Below are 20,240 nucleotides of genomic sequence, written 5' to 3'. Positions count from 1 at the left end.
CCCTGCCGGGGGCTTTTTTTATGAATGGCTCCGGAATACCACCGGTTACAACTGTTTCGGTATTCCAGAGCACTTATTCACTTCTGCCCGTAATAAGCATTCGGGCCGTGCTTACGCATGAAATGCTTGTTCATCAGATAATCATCAATGCCCTGAAGCTGTGGGTTAATGCCGCGCGCAATCCACGCCATTCGAGCCACCTCTTCCATCACCACCGCGTTATGCACGGCGTCATGCGCATCTTTACCCCAGGAGAATGGACCATGCTGGTACACCACAATACCCGGCGTATGCAGTGGTTCCGTCTCACCCAGCGTTTCGATAATGACCCTGCCGGTGTTAAGTTCGTACTCGCCTTCGACCTCAGCCTGCGTTAACGCCCGCGTGCAGGGAATATCGCCGAAGAAGTAGTCCGCGTGCGTCGTACCCAAAGCAGGGATCGCCAGCCCGGCCTGTGCCCAGGCGGTGGCGTGCGTGGAATGGGTATGCACAACACCACCCAGGGACGGGTAACGCTGGTACAGCGCCAGATGGGTTGCCGTATCTGAAGAAGGACGCCATTTGCCTTCAACAACGTGTCCTTCCAGGTCAACCACCACCATATCGTCCACTTTCATGGCGTCATAGGCCACGCCGCTCGGCTTAATCACCACCAGCCCCCGATCGCGATCGATGGCGCTTACGTTGCCCCAGGTAAACGTCACCAGTCCATAGCGCGGGAGATCCATATTGGCCTCAAAGACCTGCTGTTTCAGCTTAAGCATGTTCCGCCTCCAGTAAGCCTGCCCGCGCCATGCGCTCGCGCACCCAGTCCCGGGCTTTCGCCACTTCTGCCGCCGGGTCGTCCGCGGTTTCGCTCCACATCTCAATCAGGTAAGGTCCGCAATAACCTGTCTGTTTGAGCGTCTGGAAGCACCGTTCGAAATCCACCACCCCGGTACCGAACGGTACGTTTTTAAACACGCCGGGACGGGTATCTTTTACGTGCACCGCCACGATATGCCCGATGCCCGCCTGCAACTCCATCTGTACGTCGTTATCCCATGCCGACAGGTTGCCGATATCCGGATAAAGCTGGAACCACGGATTGTTCAGATAGTGCGCGTAGCCCAGCGCCTTGCTAATGGAGTTCATCAATGGATAATCCATGATCTCCATCGCCAGCGTCACCTGCGCACGGCTTGCCATCTCAACGCTCTCTTTCAGGCCGTCACGGAAACGACGGCGCGTCTCATCGTTGGCTTCCTGATAGTAAACATCGTAACCCGCCAGTTGGATCACGCGGATGCCAACATCCTGTGCAAAGCGAATGGCTTTACGCATGATCTCCAGCCCTTCGGCGCGTACGGCATCATCTTCGCTGCCAAGCGGAAAACGACGGTGAGCGCTCAGGCACATGGACGGCACGCGCACGCCGGTTTCGGCAATGGCGCTCACCAGCGCCAGACGCTGGTCGCGGCGCCAGTCCAGGCGAGAAAGACGCTCGTCCGTCTCATCCACCGACATTTCGACAAAATCGAAACCCAGCTGCTTCGCCAGCTGTAACCGCTCCAGCCAGCACTCCCCCGCAGGGAGTGCCTTTTCATAGATGCCAAGCGGGACCTGTTTTGACAACATACCCGCTCCTTAACCCCAAAGCTGAGCGATTGAGCGTTTAAACTGACGCGCAGCTTCCACCGGAGATTCCGCATCGCGAATGCTACGACCGGCAATAAAGACGTGGATTGGAATACCCTTGAACAGCGGCAGATCTTCCAGCGCCAGACCACCGGTCACGGTCACTTTGAAGCCCATATCGGCCAGGCGTTTGATCGCGTTGATATCGGCTTCGCCCCACGCCACACCTGCGGCCTGCGCATCACGGCTGCGGTGATAAACCACCTGCTGGATACCCGCTTCGCGCCACTCCTGTGCCTGCTCCCAGGTCCAGAAGCCGGTCAGTTCAATCTGCACGTCGCCGTTGAACTCTTTCGCCACGTCCAGCGCGCCTTTCGCAGTGTTGATATCTGCACAGCAGATCACGGTGACCCAGTCGGCGTTGGCTTCAAAGCACATGCGAGAGAGAATTTTGCCCGCATCGGCAATTTTGGCATCCGCCAGCACGATTTTATGCGGATAGAGCGCCTTCAGGTCACGAACCGCACGAACGCCTTCGCCCACGCACAGAATGGTGCCGACTTCGATGATGTCCACCTCTTCCGCAATCAGACGGGTGGTTTCGTAAGCGTGAGACAGCGTCTGGTTATCCAGCGCGACCTGCAACATTGGTAATGACATTTTCAATTCCTCTTAAACGGCCGCCGCAGTGGCGTTATCAATTAAATCCAGCACGTCCTGCGCGGTACGGCAGGCACGTAAACGGTCAAAATTAGCTTCGTCATCAAACAGGTTAACGATCTGCATGATGCCCACCTCCTGGTGGGTGTTGGCATCGACAGCTGCCATGGTGATCAGAATGTCGACCGGGTCGTTATCTTCGTGGTTGAACACCAGCGGGGTTTTCAGCGTCACCAGCGCAAATCCGGTTTTCTTGACACCCTCTTCCGGGCGGCCATGCGGCATTGCCAGCCCCGGGGCAATCACAAAATAGGGGCCGTGCTGCGCCACGCCATCCAGGATGGCCTGGTAATAACGCGGCTCGACAACGTCCGCCTTAACCAGCAGGTCCACGCTCAGCTTCACCGCTTCCTGCCAGGTACTGGCTTCGGCCTGTAAAAGGATGGAGTTATTCTCAGCCAGCGAATCACGTAGTTTCATGTGGCATCCTTACTTCACGTCTTGTGGGAAGTGCTCTTTGATCACTTCCAGCAGTTTTGGCCCAAAATCCGCAGGCGATAGCATGTTGCGCACGCCTACCACGTATTTGTTGCCCGACACGCTAATCTCGCCGGCAATGTGCGTTGAAGCGATGATGATGTCCGCGCCGTTCAGTTCACTTTTGTATTCACCCACTGCGCAGCTGTTCACCGTGTGGTCAATGTTTGACTGGGTTAAAAACTGGTCCACTTTCATTTTCATGATCATGGAGCTTCCTTGCCCATTGCCACACACAGCCAGGATACGTACGGTCATAATCGAAACTCCTTAGTGAGCAGAAACTTCTGCTGTTTGTTTTTCCGCATCTTCTTCAGCTCGCAGCGAACGGCCAGCGAAGAACATATAAGTCAGTGCAATCAGGATGATGACGGCCATAAAGACCAGCCCGACGGACGCAAAGCCCTGCATCATCGGCGGCGCCAGAATTGACCAGTCCGCCATGCCCATCCAGGCGCTCATGCCGGTGAGCTTGACCGCCCACACGCACCCAAAGATTTCAACCATGCCCATCACCAGGCAGATCTTGAGCGCGGCGCGCCATCCGCCGAAGTGGTTAGCAAACACGCCGATAGTGGCGTTGGAGAAGAACATCGGGATAAAGCCAGGAATAATCAGGATTGAGGAGCCACAGCCCACCAGGATGCCGACCGCAATCAGCTGGCCGATGGTGCCCCACATAAAGCCCCAGACGACGGCGTTTGGCGCAAAGCTATAGATAGCCGCACAGTCAATCGCCAGCACCGCGCCAGGGATCAGGCGCTGAGAGATACCGTTGAACGCTTCCGACAGCTCGGCGACGAACATACGCACGCCCTGAGTGATGATGAAAATGGCCACGGCAAAGGAGAAACCGGTTTGCAGGATATAGACCGTCCAGTGGGTTTTACCCGCCATCGCCTGCACCACGTCAATGCCAAAGGAGAGCAGGATGGCACCGAAGAAAAGGGTCATCACAATCGCCGTGGAGACGATGTTGTCGTGGAAGATATTCAACCAGCCAGGCAATTTGAGGTCTTCAACACTCTCCTCTTTTTTACCCAGGTACGGTGCAACTTTGTACGCAATCCAGGAGGCGAACTGCTGTTGGTGACCGATGGAGAAGCCGCAGCCGTCAGTAACGTCCTGCGTTGGCTTATACATCATGTTGGAGGTGATGCCCCAGTAAAGCGAGACCAGCACTGCCGTGCAGATGACCGTGGTCCACATTGGGTAGCCGAAGATATAGAGAGAAACGGCAATCAGCCCCGCCTGCTGGAACATGATGTGCCCGGTGAGCATGATGGTGCGAATACCGGTGATGCGGCGCAGGAGCACGTAAATGATGTTCAGCGCCAGCGCGAGCAGTACCGCATACCCAACCCAGCTGTACGCATCCCCCATGCGATCGATGGTGGCCATCATGGACGCGTAAGTGTCAGAGATGGCGCCGTTAATGCCATATACCTCAGACATTTTGGCAACGACCGGCTTAAACGTGCTGGTCAGAATGCCAGACCCCGCCTGCAACAGCATAAAACCAATGATGGTTTTGATGGTGCCTTTGATAATCACGCTGACGCTTTTGCGCAGCAGGATGTACCCCAGGCACGTCACGATACCCAGCAACAGCGGGGCGTTGGTCATTACCTGATTAAAGAAAACGGTAAAGACGTTGTAGAGGATCTCCATAACTCTCTCCAGAAAATGAGAACACGAGGGGCAATCCCTGTGTGGTTGGTGTCATCACTCTATTAATCACAAATAATCACCACAAGATTGCATTTGATTATTTGTGACGGATCACGCAATTTATTTCCATGGAGTTAGTAATGATTTTCACTACCGATCCAGAAAGATAAATAAATTCTTAATTTTCAATATATTAATTATATGTAGCGGTTATCTTAACAACGCCGAGGTGTATTTTCTGTGATGTGGCGAGGGGAATTTTCCGCAAATCAGCCATTGCAAATCGATTCAAACAGTGCCAGCATTAATCACAACAAGTCACAGTATGATTACTTTTGATTAAAACCAGGAGTCAAACGATGAGTAAAGTGAAAACCATCACCCGTGAATCATGGATTTTGAGTACCTTTCCGGAGTGGGGTAGCTGGCTGAACGAAGAGATCGAGCAGGAACAGGTTGCTCCTGGCACATTTGCGATGTGGTGGCTGGGATGCACCGGGATCTGGCTGAAATCAGAAGGCGGCGCCAACATTTGTGTCGATTTCTGGTGCGGCATCGGCAAACAGAGCCACGGCAATCCACTGATGAAAAAAGGCCACCAGATGCAGCGTATGGCCGGCGTTGAAAAGCTCCAGCCGAACCTGCGCACCACGCCTTTTGTGCTTGATCCTTTCGCCATTCGCCAGATCGACGCCGTTCTCTCTACCCACGATCACAACGATCATATCGACGTGAACGTGGCGGCAGCGGTAATGCAAAACTGCGCGGACGACGTACCCTTTATCGGGCCGCAGACCTGCGTGGATTTGTGGATTGGCTGGGGCGTGCCAAAAGAGCGCTGCATTGTGATGAAGCCGGGCGACGTGGTGAAAATCAAAGACGTTGAAATTCACGCGCTGGATGCCTTTGATCGCACCGCGCTGATCACCCTGCCTGCCGACCAGAAAGCCGCAGGCGTACTGCCTGACGGGATGGACGAGCGCGCAGTGAACTACCTGTTCAAAACGCCTGGCGGTTCCCTGTATCACAGCGGTGACTCTCACTACTCCAACTACTACGCGAAGCACGGTAACGAGCACCAGATTGACGTGGCGCTTGGCTCTTACGGTGAAAACCCGCGAGGGATTACCGACAAAATGACCAGCGCGGACATGCTGCGCATGGCCGAAGCGCTGAACACCAAAGTGGTGATCCCCTTCCACCACGATATCTGGTCAAACTTCCAGGCCGATCCGCAAGAGATCCGCGTCCTGTGGGAGATGAAAAAAGACCGACTCAAGTATGGTTTCAAGCCGTTCATCTGGCAGGTTGGCGGCAAGTTCACCTGGCCGCTGGATAAAGACAATCTCGAGTACCACTACCCGCGTGGTTTTGATGATTGCTTCACCATTGAGCCAGACCTGCCGTTCAAGTCCTTCCTCTGATTGTGCAGCCCAATCGCCAGACACTGTGTCTGGCGATGTCATATTTAATTTAGTAATTTCATGCTATTTCAAATATCATCTTTTCAAATCAATTCTTTTCGGAATAGCTCATGACGGAAGCGCAACGGCATCAAATTTTACTGGAACTCCTGGCGCAAACAGGGTTTATCACCGTCGAGAAAGTGATCGAACGTTTAGGGATTTCCCCTGCCACCGCGCGGCGAGACATTAACAAGCTGGATGAAAGCGGCAAGCTGAAAAAAGTTCGCAACGGTGCGGAAGCCATTAGCCAGCAGCGCCCCCGCTGGACGCCGATGAACATTCATCAGGCGCAGAATCACGATGAAAAAGTACGGATCGCCAGAGCCGCGTCGCAGCTGGTGAATCCCGGTGAGAGCGTCGTTATCAACTGCGGCTCTACGGCGTTTTTGCTGGGCCGCGAGATGTGCGGCAAGCCGGTGCAAATCATTACCAACTATCTGCCGCTGGCCAACTATCTCATTGACCAGGAACATGAAAGCGTGGTGATCATGGGCGGCCAGTATAACAAGAGCCAGTCCATAACCCTGAGCCCGCAGGACAGTGAAAACAGCCTCTACGCCGGGCACTGGATGTTTACCAGCGGCAAAGGCCTGACGGCGGATGGCCTGTATAAAACCGATATGCTCACCGCAATGGCAGAGCAGAACATGCTCAACGTGGTGGGTAAACTGGTGGTGCTGGTCGACAGCAGCAAGGTCGGTGAACGCGCCGGCATGCTTTTCAGCCGCGCCGAGCAAATCAGCATGGTGATCACCGGCAAAAACGCCAACCCCGAGATCCTCAGCAAGCTCGAGGATCAGGGTGTCACGGTGCTGCGCGTTTAAAGGTGCTGACGGAAAAACTCCACGGTGGCTTCCAGCGCAGCCGGAGTAATACGGTGCCGGACACCGGCACCCCACAGGCAGGTCAGATTGCTGTCCAGCCCTTCACGCTGTAGCGCCTGTTGCAGACGGAACGTTTCACCGGGCGGTACGACATCGTCGGCATCCCCATGCCACAGCAGCAGGGGACGCTCGGCCAGCTGCGAAAGCGCATGGCTGACGTCCCATTCAGACAACAGGGCTTCAATCTCCTGAGGTGCCTGCGGCGGGAACAGCGTCTTTGCCAGTGACATAAAGTAGCCCGATCCCATCAGGCAAGCCACGGACGTCACCTCCGGATGCCTGGCCATGATCCCCAGCGCCGTCATTCCGCCCATTGATGCGCCTGCGACCGCCAGCCGTTTCCCCTCCACCAGCCCGGCCTGTAAAAGCGCGTCACGCAGCCCGGCGAACTCGGTCAGATTGCCGTGCAGCGTTTGCCAGAACAGCCCCAGCCGCGCCTGTTCATCGCCCGTAAAGCGTGCCCCATGATTCGGCGCATCAGGCATGACCACCCGGAAACCGGCCTGCGCCAGCGCGACGGCAAAATAGCTGTAGACCAGCTTTGAGGAGAGAAAGCCATGATAGAAAACTACCGTCGGCAGCGGCTGTTCACCTTTACCAGCCGGAAAAGCATGGATGATTTCATGCTCACTAAGCAGGCGAGTTTCAATTTCAATCATTGTCGATCCTGTGCTGATGAATGATTCATAATGTTGAGAGCTGGATTACGGTTTCACGATATTTTCATTCGAAATCTACGTCCCAGATAACACTTCGGGAACATTCCCCCAAAACTAAATTCGCAGACCACTACACTATGGCTATCAGGAAAAGAGACAGGTTTATGCGCAGGCTTACCGCTTTATTGCTGGTCTCACTGCTCAGCGGATGTTCCGTATTGCAGGGTACGCCAGAACCGGCACCGCCGGTTACCGATCATCCTCAGGAAATTCGTCGTAATCAGACGGAAGGATTACAACGCCTGGGAACCGTATCCGCGATGGTTCGCGGTTCACCGGATGATGCAGAAGACGCAATTGAAGCACAGGCCGTTGCCGCAAAAGCAGATTATTACGTCATCACGATGATTGATGAAACCATTATTACGGGACAGTGGTATGCACAAGGCATTTTGTACCGTAAGTGAGCATCATCATTTGAACGACCTTTACACTGCTTTGCGTCCGTAGACATTTTCCTGTCCACAATAAACTCCATGCCAGCAACAATGGAAATGAGTTTATTCGCGAAGGATTGCCCGGCGGATACCGGAGACACGTGAAAAGGAGCTGACGATGAAACGAACCCTTGCTTTAACGACGCTATTGCTTTCAGCGGGCCTGCTGAGCACCACGGCGCAGTCGGCTGAATTTGCCAGCGCGGATTGCGTCACGGGCCTGAATGAGATTGGTCAGATCTCCGTCAATAATATCACGGGGAGTCCGCAAGACGTTGAACGTGTCGTCGCCCTGAAGGCCGATGAACAGGGCGCATCCTGGTATCGCATCGTCCAGATGCAGGAAGATCACCATGTTAATCACTGGCGCGTGCAGGCTATTCTTTATGCATAATCCCCTCCGATAAAAGCCACTTAATTTTAGTGGCTTTTCACTTTTGCAAATTTTTTATCTCTCCCGAAACTCAATAAAAACAAACGCGTAACATTCAGTTACATTAAACAGATAAACGTTCTCTCCGCTCTGCCGTTGAACAGCCATCACTTTTCAATAATGAGCAATTTATGATCACCTTTTTCCGCCGGGCAGGACTGGGCACGAAGCTATCGCTGCTAACAGGTGTAAGTGTCGCTACGCTTTTTTTGCTGTTCACTTTCCTGTTGAGCCACAACGCCAGCCAGCAGCTTGAAGATCTTGCGGTTGAAGACCTGCATAACCAGTCCACCGGCATGGTGGATATGGTAGAGATGTTCAACACCAGCCTGAGCGAAGAGGTTGAAAGCTATACCCGTCTGTTCACCACCTTTTTGCCACAGCCATTAAACAGCGACAGCAGCCAGAGCCGGACCATAAATGGGCTTACCGTTCCTTTGCTGAAAGGCGGCGAAACGGAGCTGCATGAAAACAATACGCTTTCTGATGACTTCCTGAGCCGAACGGGAGCCATCTCGACGCTGTTTGTCCGCAGCGGTAACGATTTTGTCCGCGTGGCGACGTCGCTGCGCAAAGAGAATGGCGACCGCGCCATCGGAACCGTTCTTGATACCACCAGCCCGGCATTTGCCGCCGTCACTAAAGGGGAGGTCTATCGTGGCCTCGCGCTGCTGTTCGGCAAGCGCTATATCACGCAGTACCAGCCTGTTAAGAATGCGGAAGGCCAGGTTATCGGGATTATCTTTGTCGGCGTGGACATCACCCATTCGTGGAACGTCATGCGCGAGAAAATCCTTAACCGTCGTCTGGGCGAGAGCGGCCACTTCTTTGTACTGGATCGCAGCAGCGGCAAAACGCGCGGACAGTATCTGTTCCATGCCAGCGAAGAGGGCAAACTGCCTAACTGGGACACGGCGACACAGCAGCAGCTTCTAAGTGATAAAGCCGGCACGCTGGAACGCGTGAGCGCGGATGGCCGTACGCTCAAAGTTGCCTACACGCCGCTACCGGGCTGGAACTGGACCATCGTGGGTGAAGTGGATAAAGCCGTACTGCTTTCAAGCGTCACCACACTGCGCGATCGCTTCCTGATGGCGGGCGTGGTGCTATCCGCACTCTTCGCGGGCCTGTTCGTTATCCTCATTCGCCGGATGCTAACCCGCCCACTGCGCGAGGTGATCGCGCTTGCCCGGCAGTATGCCGCAGGCGATCTGCGCGCCAGCCTGCCGGTTACCCGCCAGGATGAAGTCGGCCAGCTGATTGACGCCATCAACGGGATCGGGGGAGGCCTGCAAAAAATTGTGTTGCAGGTCCGCGAGGCCGCAAGCGAGATCCATCTGGGGACTAACGCGCTGGCTTCAGACACCGGCGAGATATCTGAACAGATCAACAAGCAGGCCAGCAGCGTTGAGGAGACCTCCGCCAGCATGGAGCAATTAGCCGCTACCGTGCAGCAAAATGCCGCCAACATGGAGCAAACGCAGCAGCTGGTGGGTGAAACCTCGCGCGCGGTGCATCAGGGTGGAGAGACGGTGACCCACGCAGTCTCCACCATGGATGATATTCGCGATGCATCGAAACGCATTGAAGACATCACCCGCGTGATTGAGTCCATCGCTTTCCAGACCAATATCCTGGCGCTCAATGCGGCGGTTGAGGCGGCTCGGGCGGGCGAGCACGGGAAAGGTTTCGCAGTGGTGGCGCAAGAGGTACGCGCCCTGGCCGCACGCAGCGCCAACGCGGTAAAAGAGATTGAACAGCTGATTGGGGATACGCTGAACAAGGTGAGCGAAGGCCATGCGCTGTCTGAGCAGACGCGTCTGGCGATGGATGCCATCATTGTTCATATCGATAACATCAGCCAGCTTGTCACTGAGATCAACCACGCCTCCCGCGAGCAGTCGGCGGGAATTGGCCAGGTGAATCTGGCGATGACGCACATCGGTGAGGCATCGCACATCAATGCCGATCGCATCTCACGCAGCGAGCAGACGGCACAGACGCTGCGCGAGAAGGGTTCACATCTCACCCGGCTGGTGAGTCTGTTCCAGCTGAAGGCTTAACCAACCCGGCCCGTGGCGCGCAGCAGCAGGTCGTTTTGCACCTGCTCGCTCATCAGCGTGCCGCCCCGGGTATCCAGCATCATGCGGCACCACGCCTGCGCCACGGGCGGCGATGCGTGCCGCAGCATTTGACTTCCGGCCCCGAGTAAAAAGAGCTGCTGCGCGATCTCCCTGCCCTGCGCTTCCTGCGGTTTCCGCAGCTTCTGCTGTAGCTGACGCCAGCTGCGATCGAAGTGCCTGTCCTGACCTTTGACCTGCGCGAAATCATCGGCGAGCAGGTCGAGAATGCCCGGCTGCTTCGCCAGCACGCGCAGTACATCCAGGCACATAATATTGCCAGAGCCTTCCCAGATGCTGTTGACGGGCATTTCACGGTACAACCGCGGAAGCTCACTCTCTTCGCAATAGCCTGCACCGCCCAGCACCTCCATTGCCTCTGCCACAAACGGTATACCCGCTTTGCAGACGCTGTATTTTGCCGCCGGAGTGAAAAGCCGCGCCCATGCGGCTTCCTGCGGGTCGTTGCGGTTGTCCCACGCCCGGGCGAGTCGGAACAGCAGTGCCGTGTGTCCCTCCAGCACCAGCGCCATACGGCTTAGCACGTCGCGCATTAACGGCTGGTCGATCAGATTTTTGCCGAAGGTCTGCCGCTGATGGGCATGATAAAGCGCCACAGAGAGCGCACGGCGCATCAGTCCGTGACTGCCCAGCGCGCAGTCAAAGCGCGTCAGCCCGCCCATCTTCAGAATTTGCCGGACGCCTTCCCCCTCTTCGCCCAGCAGCCAGCCGGAAGCATCAAGAAATTCAGCCTCACTGCTGGCATTTGAGCGGTTGCCGAGCTTGTCCTTCAGACGCTCAAGGCGCACGGCATTACGTTGCCCGTCGGGTAAGAAACGCGGGACAAAAAAGCAGGACAACCCGCCCTTCGCCTGCGCCAGCACCAGATGCGCATCGCTCTGCGGCACGGAGAAAAACCATTTGTGCCCCACCAGCCGGTAACTGCCATCGCTGCATTTCTCTGCTTTGGTAGTATTACTGAGTACGTCCGAACCGCCCTGCTTTTCCGTCATCCCCATGCCGATCAGCAGGCCGCGCTTTTGCGCCCCCGGCGCAAGATGGGGGTCGTAGCGATCGCTCATCAGCGGCGTTAACCACTCATGAAACGGTTTGGGCAGCGACCGTTGCAACAGCGGCGTGGCTGCAAAGGTCATGGTCACCGGGCAAAGCGTTCCCGCCTCCACCTGAGCATGAAGTACGAAACGCGCGGCCCTGGCGACGAACGATCCTTTCCGCGCCTCCTCCTCCCACGCCAGGTTGTGCACCCGGTTGGCGCAAAGCCCCTGCATCAGAAGATGCCATGCCGGATGAAAGCGGACGTCATCCAGCCTCGCTCCCGTGGCGTCATAACGCAGCAGCTCCGGCGGATTAACGTTCGCCAGTCTGCCCAGCTCCAGCGACTCTGCCGTACCCAACTGCTGGCCGATGCTGGCAAGAAGATCCACATCCCACTCAGCCCCTTCGCGCGCTACCGCATCGCGCAGGGCGCAATCAGAGAGAAAAAGGTTGCTGTTCGATAGCGGTGCAGGTTGATTAAAAACGGTATGTGTCTGCCAGTGCATGCTGTCTCCCTCCTTTCATTGGCAATAAAGATAAGTATGGACAGAGGGCATGCACGCTGCATGGGAGGGGGGTCACACGATGACGATCGTGTTGATATCATTCGTGAAATAGCTCACAGAACATAAGAATAAACTATTTCCTTACTTCACTAATGCTGAATAATTTATTCTTACCCCGTTTTTGTGAGGATCGTTATGCAACAGGCTGCGCACAAGCGTGCATTAATTGCAGGCTCCATCGGTAATTTCATCGAGTGGTATGAATTTGCGGTCTATGGTTTTCTGGCAACGGTGATTGCCAGAAACTTCTTCCAGCTTGAGGGGGAAGCGGAGCTCACCAGCCTGATCCTCACCTGGGCCTCGTTCGCCATCGCTTTCTTCTTCCGTCCGCTGGGTGCGGTGGTCTTTGGCCGCATTGGCGACAGGATTGGCCGCAAACCGACGCTGATTATAGTGCTGGTATTGATGACGCTCGCCACCGCTGCCATCGGTATTGTGCCGGTCTACGCCAGTATCGGGATTGCCGCGCCGCTGATCGTTACGCTCCTGCGTATTCTGCAAGGACTGTTCGCGGGCGGTGAGTATGGCGGCGCGGTCTCGTTGATGACGGAGTTTGCCCCGCGCGGCAAGCGCGGTCTTTACGGGGCATGGCAGTCCTTCACCGTGGCGCTCGGGCTGTTAGCAGGCGCAGGCATTGTCGCGTTGCTCTCTACCCTTCTCTCCCCTGAAGCCTTGCACGACTGGGGCTGGCGCATTCCGTTCTTCCTGGCGTTGCCGATGGGTGCGGTCGCGCTATGGTTGCGGGTAAGCATGGAAGAGACACCGAGCTTTGTGCAGCAACGGGAAAAACCGGTTGTTACTCAGGCCAGCACCGCCGCCACGTTCAAAACCATTCTGATGGGCATTGGTCGCGTGATGGTCTGGTCTGCGGCGGGTTATACCTATCTGGTGATTATGCCGACCTATCTGCAATCTGCGCTGCACACCGGTTTTAACCAGGCGCTGCTGATTGCGGTGATTTCTAACATTGGGTTTGCGTTCACGATCATTCCGTCGGGCATGCTGAGCGACAGGATCGGGCGGCGGACGGTGATGATTATCGCCACCGTGCTCCTGCTGATCCTCGCCCTGCCGCTGCTGAAAATTTTGCAGGCGGAGTCCAGCACGCTGGCTGTCAAAGCGATTGTGGTGCTGATTGCTGGAGGTCTGGTTGGGATGCTGGCAGGGCCGGGGCCGGCTATGCTGTCTGAGATGTTCCCGACGCGCGTGCGTTATACCGGGCTTGGGCTGGCCTATTCTCTGTCGAATGCGATCTTCTCGGGCTGTGCGGGGCTGATCATTACCGGGCTGATTAAAGAGACGGGCAATCTGGATATTCCGGCGTACTACGTGATGGCAACGGCGGTGGTGAGTATTTTCGCGCTGATGACGCTGAGAAAGGATGACCATTTGCGGTCGTTAGAGGAGTGAGATTGTTGCCCGGTGGCGCTGCGCTTACCGGGCCTACGGTACCATGCTTTTGTAGGCCGGGTAAGGCGAAGCCGCCACCCGGCACAACAGGCTACCCGCGCTGACGCACCGCTTCAAACAGGCAGATACCCGTCGCAACAGAAACATTCAGGGACGACACGCTGCCCGCCATCGGAATGCTGATCAGCTCATCGCAGTGCTCGCGGGTCAGGCGACGCATGCCTTCACCTTCTGCCCCCATCACCAGCGCCATACGGCCGGTCATTTTGCTCTGATACAGAGTGTGATCCGCTTCACCGGCCGTGCCGACGATCCAGATATTCTCTTCCTGCAACAGACGCATGGTGCGCGCCAGGTTAGTCACGCGGATCAGCGGAACGTTTTCCGCCGCGCCGCAGGCCACTTTTTTAGCGGTAGCGTTAAGCTGCGCGGAACGATCTCTTGGCACAATTACCGCATGCACGCCTGCTGCATCGGCGCTACGCAGGCACGCGCCCAGGTTGTGCGGGTCGGTTACGCCATCGAGGATCAGGAAGAACGGGTTATCCAGCTCAGCGATCAGATCCGGCAGATCGTTCTCTTGATACTGACGGCCCGGCTTCACGCGCGCGATAATGCCCTGGTGTACAGCACCTTCGCTTTTCTCATCCAGATACTGACGGTTCGCCAGCTGGATCACGACGCCCTGCGCTTCCAGCGCGTGGATCAGCGGCATCAGACGTTTGTCTTCACGCCCTTTCAGAATAAAAACTTCCTGAAAACGCTCCGGCGCGCGCTCCAGCAGGGCCTGCACCGCGTGGATGCCGTAAATCATTTCACTCATTGATGGTTCTCGTAATAAATATTGTCCCTCTCCCCGTTGGGGAGAGGGTCAGGGTGAGGGGAAATTACTCCGCCTGCAGTTTCTTCGCCGCGCGCTTCGCTTTGGTTGCGGCCGCTATTTTTTGGGTCTTGGTCGACGGTTTTTTCGCTTTACGAGCGTCTTTTTTCGCCGCCTTGGGTTTCTGCTGCTTCTCGCCACGGAAGGCGCTGTCTGGCTCAAAGTTTACTCTTTTACCTGCCTGACGTCGCTTGCCGCCCGCTTTACCGTTGCCGCCTTTTTTCGCTTTCTCACGCTCGGTTTTCCCGACGTTACGCGGAGCCCGTTCGCTGGAGATGAGGCTGAAGTCGATTTTACGGTCGTCCATATTCACGGCTTCTACCTTCACTTCCACCCGATCGCCCAGACGGTAGGTCTGACCGCCGGATTCACCGATCAGACGTTGTCCGACCTGGTCGAAGCGGTAGTAATCGTTATCAAGGCTGGAAACGTGCACCAGACCGTCGATAAACAGCTCATCCAGACGTACGAAGAAGCCAAAGCCGGTGACGCTGGCAATCACACCTTTAAAGACGTTACCCACCTGATCCAGCATAAAGTCACACTTCAGCCAGTCCGCCACGTCGCGCGTTGCTTCATCCGCACGACGCTCGGTCATGGAACAGTGCTGGCCCAGTTGCAGCATCTCTTCCATGGAGTAGTGATACCCACCGGTTTCGGTCGTATTGCCTTTGTGACCTTGCTCGTGCGCCAGCAGATACTTGATCGCACGGTGCAGGGACAGATCCGGATAACGGCGAATCGGCGAGGTAAAGTGCGCATACGACTGTAACGCCAGACCAAAGTGGCCCCGGCTTTCCGGATCGTAAATCGCCTGCTTCATGGAACGCAGCAGCATGGTTTGCAGCATTTCCGCGTCAGGACGATCGCTGATGGATTCCAGCAGCTCGGCATAATCGCGTGGCTCAGGCTTATTGCCGCCAGGCAGTTCCAGGCCGAGTTCGGCCAGCACGGAACGGAACGAGGTTACGGCTTCCGTGGTTGGCTTATCGTGAATACGGAACAGCGCAGGCTCTTTGGCTTTCTCAACGAAACGTGCCGCCGAGATGTTCGCCAGGATCATACACTCTTCAATCAGCTTGTGCGCATCGTTACGCTGAGTCTGCTCGATTCGCTCGATACGACGCTCAGCGTTAAAGATGAATTTCGCTTCTTCACTCTCAAACGAGATCCCACCGCGCTCTTCGCGCGCCTGATCCAGCGTTTTGTAGAGGTTGTGCAGCTCTTCGATGTGTTTGACCAGCGGCGCGTACTGTTCGCGAAGATCCTGATCGCCCTGCAACATATGCCAGACCTTGGTATAGGTCAGGCGCGCATGAGAACTCATCACCGCTTCGTAGAACTTATAGCCCGTCAGACGTCCCTTGCTGGAGATGGTCATTTCGCAGACCATACACAGGCGGTCCACCTGCGGGTTGAGGGAACACAGGCCGTTCGAGAGCACTTCTGGCAGCATCGGTACAACCTGCGACGGGAAGTAGACCGACGTACCGCGGCTGCGCGCTTCGTTATCCAGCGGCGTGTGTGGACGTACGTAATAACTCACATCCGCGATAGCCACCCACAGACGCCAGCCACCACCGCGTTTTTTCTCACAGTACACGGCATCATCGAAGTCGCGGGCGTCTTCACCATCAATGGTGACCAGCGGCAGATCGCGCAGATCCACGCGGCCTGCTTTGGACTCTTCCGGCACTTCTTCACGCAGGTTTTCGATCTGGTCTTCAACCGCTTTCGGCCAGACGTAAGGAATTTCATGGGTGCGCAGCGCCATATCAACGGCCATGCCGGTGCCCATGTTATCGCCCAGCACTTCGACGATTTTACCTACCGCTTTGGTACGGCGGGTCGGGCGCTGGGTAAGTTCAACCACTACCACAAAGCCCATGCGTGCGCCCATCACCTCTTCAGGCGGGATGAGAATGTCGAAGCTCAGACGGCTATCGTCCGGCACCACAAAGCCTACGCCCGCATCGGTAAAGTAACGGCCTACAATCTGGCTGGTTTTCGGCACCAGCACGCGGACCACGCGCGCTTCGCGGCGGCCTTTACGATCTGCACCCAGCGGCTGCGCCAGGATCTGGTCGCCGTGAATACACATCTTCATCTGTTCGGATGAGAGGTACAGGTCGTCTTTACGGCCTTCCACGCGCAGGAAGCCGAAGCCATCGCGATGACCAATAACGGTGCCTTTCAGCAGATCGAGGCGTTCTGGCAGCGCGTAGCACTGGCGACGAGTAAAGACCAGCTGGCCGTCGCGCTCCATGGCGCGCAGGCGGCGGCGAAGGGCTTCAATTTGCTCTTCACCCTCAATGTTTAATTCAACGGCAAGTTCTTCACGATTGGCGGGTTTTTCGCGTTTTGTTAAGTGTTCAATGATGAACTCGCGGCTGGGGATAGGATTCGCGTATTTTTCGGCTTCGCGTTCCTGGAAAGGATCTTGTGACATGTCGGTTCCTCCGTTGTCAGCTCCGGTGGAAATTTTCTTCATTCCACCAGCAATAATTTATAAAGCGGTTGATTCTCTTCAACCAAATCGGCCAGCGTGTAGTTATCCAGTTCCTTGAGAAAACTTTGCACGGCCTTTGAAAGCGCCTGTTTCAGGCGGCAAGCGGGCGTAATGTGGCAAAACGCACTGCTACAGTTCACCAGAGATAGCGGCTCCAGTTCACGTACCACATCGCCGATACGGATACTCTGTGCCGGTTTACCGAGACGGATCCCTCCATTCTTCCCGCGGACGGCAGCAACGTATCCGGCACGACTAAGTTGATTGATTATTTTGACCATATGATTACGGGACACACCGTACACCTCTGTGACTTCAGAGATGCTGGTCATCTTCCCATCGGGTAACGACGCCATGTAAATCAGCGCGCGTAAGCCGTAATCGGTGAAACTTGTTAACTGCACATCAACCTCAGGAAAAAGGGAAAACGCGGTCAAACCGCAGAGATATTCATTAATGATGATAAACCAGCCAGATAGTTAGCGGCTAATTTATTTGACAGACGGGGCGAAAAAGCGGAGATCCAGGAGCGGTCGCCGGATGGCGCTGCGCTTATCCGGCCTACGGGTTTCCCCGCAGGCCAGCAGTCACGAAGATTATGCGTCGAACGGGTCGCGCAGGATCATCGTTTCAGTACGATCCGGGCCGGTAGAAATAATATCGATCGGCACTTCGGTCAGTTCTTCAATACGCTTAATGTAGTCCAGCGCAGCTTTTGGCAGGCCACTACGTTCTTTCACACCGAAGGTGGTCTCAGACCAGCCCGGCATGGTTTCGTAGATTGGCTCAATGCCTTCCCAGTCGTCAGCGGCCAGCGGAGTGGTAGTCACTTCGCGACCATCTGGCAGACGGTAGCCCACGCAGATTTTCACTTCTTTCAGGCCGTCCAGTACGTCCAGCTTGGTCAGGCAGAAGCCAGACAGGGAGTTGATCTGCACAGCACGACGCACGGCAACGGCGTCCAGCCAGCCGGTACGACGACGACGACCGGTGGTTGCGCCAAACTCGTTACCCTGCTTGCAGAGGAACTCTCCGGTTTCATCAAACAGCTCGGTCGGGAATGGACCTGCACCCACGCGAGTGGAGTACGCTTTGATGATGCCCAGAACGTAATCCACATAACGTGGGCCCAGGCCGGAGCCGGTTGCCACGCCACCCGCGGTGGTGTTAGAGGACGTTACATACGGATAGGTACCGTGGTCGATGTCCAGCAGGGTACCCTGCGCACCTTCAAACATGACGAAATCGCCACGCTTGCGCGCCTGGTCCAGCAGATCGGACACATCAACAACCATGCCGGTCAGAATGTCAGCAATCGCCATGACGTCATCCAGCACTTTCTGGTAGTCAACGGCTTCAGCTTTATAGAAATTCACCAGCTGGAAGTTGTGATATTCCATCACTTCTTTCAGTTTTTCAGCGAAGGTCGCTTTGTCGAAGAGGTCGCCCACACGCAGACCGCGACGAGCCACTTTATCTTCGTATGCCGGGCCGATGCCACGACCGGTAGTGCCGATCGCTTTCGCGCCACGCGCTTTTTCACGCGCCACGTCCAGCGCCACATGATAGTCCAGGATCAGCGGGCAGGCTTCGGAGAGCAGCAGACGCTCACGAACAGGGATACCACGGTCTTCCAGACCTTTCATCTCTTTCATCAGCGCAGCTGGAGACAGCACAACGCCGTTACCGATGATGCTAGTGACGTTTTCGCGAAGAATGCCTGATGGAATAAGATGGAGGACGGTTTTTTCACCGTTGATTACGAGAGTATGGCCTGCGTTGTGACCGCCCTGGTAGCGTACAACATATTTAGCCCGTTCAGTCAGAAGATCGACAATCTTCCCTTTACCTTCGTCACCCCATTGGGTGCCCAGTACGACGACGTTGTTACCCATTTTTTTCAAAATCACCGTTTGCTTAAAAATGGATTCTACCATCGCTTTTTCAGATATACAGCACTTTTTGACCCTAAAATATGCCGATTGCGGTTAGTTTTTGATCAGCCAATCGTTTTCCTCAACATGTAGTAGATAACGATACCGGCAACCACAAGTCCACCACCAAAACGACGCAAAATATTGTCCGGAAGTTGGCTCATTGTCGCGATCATCCGTCGCCATGCGCGTGGATAGAGCATCGGGCCGAGGCCTTCCAGCACCAAAACCAAAGCCAGTGCGAGCCAGATCGTTGAATTCATTTTTCATCCTTATAAAAGAAAACCACCGCTCCGTGAAGAGCGGTGGTTTGAATACTCAAACGAGCCTGAGTTTATCGCGTTGCGTTAGTCGGCGTCTTCATATAACGGAAGAAATCGCTGTCCGGGCTGAGTACCATCACATCCTGGTTGCTCTGGAAGCTATTCTCGTAAGCACGCAGGCTACGGATAAAGGCGTAGAAGTCGGGATCCTGGCTGAAGGCATCGGCAAACAGCTTCGCGGCTTCGGCATCGCCTTCACCACGCAGGATACGGCCCTGACGCTCAGATTCCGCCAGCGTCTTGGTCACTTCGTAGTCCGCTGCGGCACGCAGTTTCTCGGCCTCTTCCTGACCCTGTGAACGGTGACGACGGGCTACCGCTTCACGCTCGGCGCGCATACGGTTGTAGATCGCCTCGGACACCTCCGCTGGCAGGTTGATCTGCTTGATACGCACGTCAACCACTTCGATACCCAGTGCAGCCATACTGTTCGGGTTGATCACCGGTACTTTACCGTTGGTTTCAGCCTGAACGCGTTCAGCCGCTTTGGCAATCGCGTCATCCGCTGCCGGTGTTTCCACTTCGTCTTCGGTACCCGCTGTACCTGAGTTCAACGCATCACGCACTTCCAGGGTCAGACGACCACGGGAGTCGGTCACGATGTCTTTTACATCCAGACGACCAATTTCAGAACGCAGACGGTCAGAGAACTTACGTTTCAGCAGCACTTCTGCCTGAGAAACGTCACCACCGCCGGTTGCCAGGAAGTAGCGGCTGAAGTCGCTGATACGCCATTTGATGTAGGAATCAACGATCAGGTCTTTCTTCTCTTTAGTCACGAAACGGTCGGCCTGGTTATCCATGGTCTGGATACGTGCGTCGAGCGTTTTGACTGACTGAATGAAAGGCACCTTGAAGTGCAGACCCGGCTCGTAGATCACCGGACGCTTGTCGCCGTCACGCACGACGCTGCTAAACTGGAACTTGATCCCACGTTCGCCCTCTTTCACCACAAAGATGGAGGTGTAGAGCACGACCAGTGCGATGATGATGATCGCAATAACTGACTTACGCATCC

Annotated in this window: 20 protein-coding genes; 6 read left to right on the top strand and 14 right to left on the bottom strand. The window is 55.6% G+C overall.

Annotated features, from left to right (window positions below; all coding sequences use genetic code 11):
• Positions 1-77: 77 nt before the first annotated feature.
• Genes L2Y28_RS02165 through ulaA form a run of 6 tightly spaced genes read right to left on the bottom strand, consistent with a single transcriptional unit; the run spans position 78 to position 4,485 of the window.
• Positions 78-764 carry an L-ribulose-5-phosphate 4-epimerase gene (locus L2Y28_RS02165; RefSeq protein ID WP_022646834.1) on the bottom strand — a complete coding sequence of 229 codons (687 nt, stop codon included), beginning with the start codon at positions 762-764 and terminating at the stop codon, positions 78-80.
• Entirely contained in the window at positions 757-1,617 is an 861-nt protein-coding gene (locus L2Y28_RS02160; RefSeq protein WP_022646833.1) for an L-ribulose-5-phosphate 3-epimerase, read from the bottom strand. The genes L2Y28_RS02165 and L2Y28_RS02160 overlap by 8 nt, the downstream gene beginning before the upstream one ends.
• 9 nt (positions 1,618-1,626) lie before the next feature.
• Complete coding sequence (ulaD, locus tag L2Y28_RS02155) at positions 1,627-2,277, bottom strand: 3-keto-L-gulonate-6-phosphate decarboxylase UlaD (protein ID WP_022646832.1); 651 nt, start codon at positions 2,275-2,277, stop codon at positions 1,627-1,629.
• A gap of 12 nt (positions 2,278-2,289) precedes the next feature.
• Entirely contained in the window at positions 2,290-2,757 is a 468-nt protein-coding gene (ulaC, locus tag L2Y28_RS02150) for a PTS ascorbate transporter subunit IIA (protein WP_003856024.1), read from the bottom strand.
• Between the two features lie 9 nt (positions 2,758-2,766).
• The gene (gene ulaB, locus L2Y28_RS02145) at positions 2,767-3,072 is read right to left on the bottom strand and encodes a PTS ascorbate transporter subunit IIB (RefSeq protein WP_003856022.1); all 306 of its coding nucleotides are present in this window, start codon (positions 3,070-3,072) and stop codon (positions 2,767-2,769) included.
• Between the two features lie 12 nt (positions 3,073-3,084).
• Positions 3,085-4,485, bottom strand: a complete 1,401-nt coding sequence (ulaA, locus tag L2Y28_RS02140; RefSeq protein WP_022646831.1) for a PTS ascorbate transporter subunit IIC — start codon at positions 4,483-4,485, stop codon at positions 3,085-3,087.
• 359 nt (positions 4,486-4,844) lie between these two features.
• On the opposite strand from ulaA, the gene ulaG reads away from it, so the two are divergent.
• Together ulaG and ulaR are read left to right on the top strand one after the other, a co-directional pair.
• Positions 4,845-5,909 (top strand): L-ascorbate 6-phosphate lactonase, encoded by a 1,065-nt coding sequence (gene ulaG / locus L2Y28_RS02135; RefSeq protein ID WP_022646830.1) that lies wholly within the window; start codon positions 4,845-4,847, stop codon positions 5,907-5,909.
• 110 nt (positions 5,910-6,019) lie between these two features.
• Positions 6,020-6,775: an HTH-type transcriptional regulator UlaR gene (gene ulaR / locus L2Y28_RS02130; protein ID WP_003856014.1), complete on the top strand. Its 756-nt coding sequence runs from the start codon at positions 6,020-6,022 to the stop codon at positions 6,773-6,775.
• Here ulaR and yjfP read toward each other — a convergent pair.
• Positions 6,772-7,494 (bottom strand): esterase, encoded by a 723-nt coding sequence (gene yjfP / locus L2Y28_RS02125; protein ID WP_022646829.1) that lies wholly within the window; start codon positions 7,492-7,494, stop codon positions 6,772-6,774. The two genes, ulaR and yjfP, sit on opposite strands and share 4 nt — an antisense overlap.
• A gap of 137 nt (positions 7,495-7,631) precedes the next feature.
• On the opposite strand from yjfP, the gene bsmA reads away from it, so the two are divergent.
• The 3 genes from bsmA to L2Y28_RS02110 all read left to right on the top strand — a co-directional run bounded on the left by bsmA (position 7,632) and on the right by L2Y28_RS02110 (position 10,487).
• Positions 7,632-7,961: a biofilm peroxide resistance protein BsmA gene (gene bsmA / locus L2Y28_RS02120; RefSeq protein ID WP_003856011.1), complete on the top strand. Its 330-nt coding sequence runs from the start codon at positions 7,632-7,634 to the stop codon at positions 7,959-7,961.
• 148 nt (positions 7,962-8,109) lie between these two features.
• On the top strand, positions 8,110-8,385 hold the full coding sequence (yjfN, locus tag L2Y28_RS02115; protein ID WP_003856009.1) for a DUF1471 family protease activator YjfN: 276 nt from the start codon (positions 8,110-8,112) through the stop codon (positions 8,383-8,385).
• Between the two features lie 170 nt (positions 8,386-8,555).
• Complete coding sequence (locus tag L2Y28_RS02110; RefSeq protein WP_023330108.1) at positions 8,556-10,487, top strand: methyl-accepting chemotaxis protein; 1,932 nt, start codon at positions 8,556-8,558, stop codon at positions 10,485-10,487.
• Here L2Y28_RS02110 and L2Y28_RS02105 read toward each other — a convergent pair.
• Complete coding sequence (locus L2Y28_RS02105; protein ID WP_022646825.1) at positions 10,484-12,106, bottom strand: isovaleryl-CoA dehydrogenase; 1,623 nt, start codon at positions 12,104-12,106, stop codon at positions 10,484-10,486. The genes L2Y28_RS02110 and L2Y28_RS02105 overlap by 4 nt on opposite strands.
• 195 nt (positions 12,107-12,301) lie before the next feature.
• Here L2Y28_RS02105 and L2Y28_RS02100 point away from each other — a divergent pair, with 195 nt between their 5' ends.
• Positions 12,302-13,576: an MFS transporter gene (locus L2Y28_RS02100; RefSeq protein WP_022646824.1), complete on the top strand. Its 1,275-nt coding sequence runs from the start codon at positions 12,302-12,304 to the stop codon at positions 13,574-13,576.
• Positions 13,577-13,667: 91 nt separating this feature from the next.
• On the opposite strand, the gene rlmB is transcribed toward L2Y28_RS02100, so the two are convergent.
• The 6 genes from rlmB to hflC form a co-directional block, all read right to left on the bottom strand.
• Positions 13,668-14,399, bottom strand: a complete 732-nt coding sequence (rlmB, locus tag L2Y28_RS02095; RefSeq protein WP_003856001.1) for a 23S rRNA (guanosine(2251)-2'-O)-methyltransferase RlmB — start codon at positions 14,397-14,399, stop codon at positions 13,668-13,670.
• 64 nt (positions 14,400-14,463) lie between these two features.
• Positions 14,464-16,905 (bottom strand): ribonuclease R, encoded by a 2,442-nt coding sequence (rnr, locus tag L2Y28_RS02090; protein ID WP_022646823.1) that lies wholly within the window; start codon positions 16,903-16,905, stop codon positions 14,464-14,466.
• A gap of 38 nt (positions 16,906-16,943) precedes the next feature.
• Positions 16,944-17,369, bottom strand: a complete 426-nt coding sequence (gene nsrR / locus L2Y28_RS02085) for a nitric oxide-sensing transcriptional repressor NsrR (RefSeq protein WP_003855998.1) — start codon at positions 17,367-17,369, stop codon at positions 16,944-16,946.
• A 192-nt stretch (positions 17,370-17,561) separates the two neighbouring features.
• Positions 17,562-18,860: an adenylosuccinate synthase gene (locus L2Y28_RS02080; protein WP_032621775.1), complete on the bottom strand. Its 1,299-nt coding sequence runs from the start codon at positions 18,858-18,860 to the stop codon at positions 17,562-17,564.
• Between the two features lie 104 nt (positions 18,861-18,964).
• Complete coding sequence (locus L2Y28_RS02075) at positions 18,965-19,162, bottom strand: DUF2065 domain-containing protein (RefSeq protein WP_003855996.1); 198 nt, start codon at positions 19,160-19,162, stop codon at positions 18,965-18,967.
• Positions 19,163-19,233: 71 nt separating this feature from the next.
• Positions 19,234-20,238: a protease modulator HflC gene (gene hflC, locus L2Y28_RS02070; RefSeq protein WP_022646821.1), complete on the bottom strand. Its 1,005-nt coding sequence runs from the start codon at positions 20,236-20,238 to the stop codon at positions 19,234-19,236.
• Positions 20,239-20,240: the final 2 nt, after the last annotated feature.

Source organism: Enterobacter sp. JH25, from assembly GCF_021725435.1.
Classification (GTDB): Bacteria; Pseudomonadota; Gammaproteobacteria; order Enterobacterales; family Enterobacteriaceae; genus Enterobacter; species Enterobacter intestinihominis.
Note: the sequence above shows the minus strand (reverse complement) of the source record. Positions and strands in the feature narration are given on the sequence as shown.